General features: G+C 70.8%; 4 protein-coding genes. All 4 read right to left on the bottom strand.

The window, feature by feature from the left end; all coding sequences use genetic code 11:
* Positions 1–289 precede the first annotated feature (289 nt).
* Positions 290–919: a hypothetical protein gene (locus tag AC07DI_RS37450; protein WP_478909439.1), complete on the bottom strand. Its 630-nt coding sequence runs from the start codon at positions 917–919 to the stop codon at positions 290–292.
* A 66-nt stretch (positions 920–985) separates the two neighbouring features.
* Positions 986–2,167, bottom strand: coding sequence for a phage tail sheath family protein (locus AC07DI_RS37445; RefSeq protein WP_478909437.1), 1,182 nt, complete (start codon positions 2,165–2,167; stop codon positions 986–988).
* A gap of 48 nt (positions 2,168–2,215) precedes the next feature.
* Positions 2,216–3,241 (bottom strand): methyltransferase, encoded by a 1,026-nt coding sequence (locus AC07DI_RS37440; RefSeq protein ID WP_478909436.1) that lies wholly within the window; start codon positions 3,239–3,241, stop codon positions 2,216–2,218.
* Between the two features lie 68 nt (positions 3,242–3,309).
* The coding region (locus AC07DI_RS37435; protein ID WP_478909440.1) for a PhzA/PhzB family protein at positions 3,310–3,400 on the bottom strand (91 nt) is incomplete at its 5' end.

Raw genomic sequence — 3,400 nt, 5'->3', positions numbered from 1 at the left:
TGGCGGATGCGGTGGCGGAGAAGTTCGGTGGTGACAGCGTGCCGGAGACGCGGCGCAACGTGCGGTCCTACCTCGACAACCTGCACATCCGGTGAGGTCGGCGGGGCGGAAGAGGGCGGGGCGCGCGCCGCTTGCGGCCACGCGCCCGCGCCTACTCCCATGCCTGCGCCTGGCTCGGTCCTCTCGGTACCCCGCCCCGCTCCGTCCTGCTCTCTCCCGCTGAACAGGCCGGACAACGCGCGGTGCCGACCGGCCGTGTCAGGGCCGTCGGACCGTCAGGACGACGCCGTCAAGCGGCCTCCCTGCTCTGTCGGTCCATGAGGTGCCGCAGGACGAGCCACTCCCGAATCTCCCACGAGTGCCCCGACGAACAGCTGATGCTGTTGCCCGACTGCGCGGTCGCGGCGGGCTGCGGCGAGGCGTTGATCGTCCCCGGGCAACTGTCCACCACGCACCGCCTGGTGAGCGGGTTCCGGTCGGCGTGGTCGGGCTCGATGACCCGCAGCAGCTCGTCGTGCAGTTCCTCGATCTCGTCCGCGAAGTCCGCGGCCGGCGGCTGGGCCGTCAGCCACTCCAGGTGGAGCAGGAGGAAGCGCGCCAGCTGGGGGACGGAACGGGCCGGAGCCGCGGCGCCGAGTTCGTCCGCGACGTAACCCGCCCACGACTCCAGGACGGCGAGGATGTTGCTCCTCGCGTCGAGCGCGGCGACATTCAGATGATCCCGCTTGCGACTGCCCGAAACCTTTGTCGGATTCCGCCGCCTGGAAGCCGCCATGACGTGGTGCAGGCCTTCTTGATGCATGCCGGGAAGGGCGCGCAGATCGCGCTCCAGTTTCCCGACGCACGGGTCACAGAGGACGGCCCCGCCGACCGGACGGGTCTCCTGTTTGTGGTTCCGCGGGCATGAATGGATCTCCATTGCAGTGAATCTCCTTAGCCGGGCGTTACCCCTTTTGAGGGTGTCACCCCTTTGAGGGCCTTACCTTTATGGACCGTCTTGCTGGATGCGGAAGGTGCTGAATTCGGCCGGACGCACGGTGGCGAGTCCGACGTCGAGGATCACCCGGCTCCGCGCGTCGTTGTTCGTGTCGTCGCAGACGACGCGAAACGCGTCGGCCGCGCTCTCGCCGCGCAGCGCCCCCTGGCGCCACAACCCCCTCAGGAACGTCACGGCGGACTGGCGTACCAGCGCCCGCAGATGGGCGTCGTTGGTCTCGAAGGCGGCCCACCTGGTCCCTTGTACGAGCGAGGCCCGGACATGGTTCACCAGGCGGCGCACACCGAGATCCGTCCAGTCGGGATCGGTGGACAACGTGCGCGCCTGCGTCACCCGGATGCCCTTCCCCGGGACGAACCGCAGGCAGTTCACCCCCAGAGCACCGATCGTCTCCCGCTCGTCGGCGGACAGTTCCCGCTCGTGTTTGACGACTCCCACCAGGGCGCCCGCGGGAGCCCTGGGCACGCCCTGCTCGATGTCGACACGGCAGCAGAGCCCGGACACGTGGCCCGAAGGCGGGACCATGCGTTCCGTGCCGCCCGCCTCGCTCACCATGACCCACGGATAGTGGACGGCGACGAACCGGGCCTCCGGCTCGGCGAGTTCGAAAGGCCTGCGTACGTCGGCGGGGGCGAGTCCCTGCCGGGTGTGCAGCAGGGCGACCCGGTTGCCGGCACGCTCGCAGTGTCCGGCGACGAGCCGCGCGATGCCGTGCGCGTCCCTCTCCACCCGCCACAGGTCGGGAGCCACCACGACGGTGATCTCCGGCAGGCGCTCCAGCTCGGCGAGTGCGGACCGGTAGGCGCCGATACGGCCCCCGTCGGAGCCCGTTCCGAGGAGATCGGGGTCCGTTCCGAGGACCCACGCCCCGCCCCCACCGTTGCGGAAGTGGCCGAGCACGGCGTCGTGCACGAAGGAGGGTGCCGCCCCGGCGGCCCCGCGCGGCGAGAACGCCTCCAGGAATTCCTGTGGGTGCCGGACGAAGACCGGTCTGCGCGGCAGCCCCGGGGCGTCCCCGACGAAGGCGGCCACCGACGTGTGCAGCCCGCGGATGACGGGCGCGCCGAGACCGGTTGTCCGCACCCCGTCCGCTTCCCGGAGGCGGATGCCGGGGCCGAGCGACCCGGTCGTGCTGATGGCGCGCGGTGGGTTCGGCTGCTGTTGCGACATGCGGGCTCCTCGGTCACGACGGGAGGACGGGCGGGAGGGGGGCGGACGTCAGACCACGGGGGTGAGGACCAGGGCCTCCGTCTCCATGGGGAGCGGGACGGACCGCTGGATGGACAGGCCCGAACGCGCCGCCAGTTCGCGGTACTCGCCGGACGAACGCTGATGGCCGCCGTTGACGACCATCAGGTGCAGGTCCCACAGCGGCGCGAGCAGGCCCGCCTTGCCGTCCTGGACGATCATTTCGATGATCAGGAGGCGGGAGTGCGGGGCCATGGCCCCGCGTATGTTGCGCAGCAGGCGTACGCAGTCGTCCTCCGACCAGTCGCCGAGGACCCGGGACAGCAGGTAGGTGTCGGCCTTCTCGGGGATCGTGCCGGTGAACATGTCCCCGGCGACGAGCTCGGCGCGGTCGGTGCCCACGGTCCGCTCCAGGTGCGCACGGGCGATGGGCATCGTGTGCTCCAGGTCGAGCAGGGTGCCGCGGGCCTTCGGCGCGGCGCCGAGGACGGTCGCGAGGAGCTGGCCGCTGCCGCCCGCGATGTCGACGACGTGCCGGTCGGCGCTGAAGTCGATGTACTCCGGGACCGCGTCGAAAGCGAAGTTGCTGGCCTGGGCCTGCATGGCGCGCTGGAAGCGCTTCGCGGCGTCGGCGTCATCGCGCAGATAGTCGACGAGCGTCTGACCGTACGCCTTCTCGAACCCGGCCCTGCCGGTCCTGAACGTCTCGATGGAGTCCCCCCAGGCGCGGTAGAACTCCTCCCCGTAGAGCAGACATACGTCCCGCAGCGACCCGGGCCGGTCGCGGAGCATGTCGCCCACGGACGTGTTGCGGTAGCCCCCGCTCTCGTCGCCTTCGACCACGTCCAGACGCAGCAGCAGGCGCAGCAGGCGCCGTACGGCGTCTTCGTCCGCGCCGGCGGCCCGGGCGATGTCGGCGGGTCCTGTGTGCCCTGCCGCGATCAGATCCGGCACCCCCAGCTTGGCCGCCGCGTAGACGGCCTGGGTGTGCCAGGCGGCGGTGATGAGGTCGATGGTGGCGCGGGCCGCCGGTCGCGGGCTGCTGTCCGAGCTCATGGGCTGGCTCTTCCTTCGTACTCGGGAACGGGACGGGACAAGGGGTACGTCGGCGCGTACCGGGGGGTTCAGGAGGGGATCCAGTCCCGTTTGATGTGGGGGGTCTCGATGCTCAGGGCGCGCATGTGTTCGATGGGGTTGGTGTATTCGCGGCTGGCG

Source organism: Streptomyces sp. NPDC044106, assembly GCF_056433985.1.
This window is presented reverse-complemented; position numbering and strand designations above follow the sequence as displayed.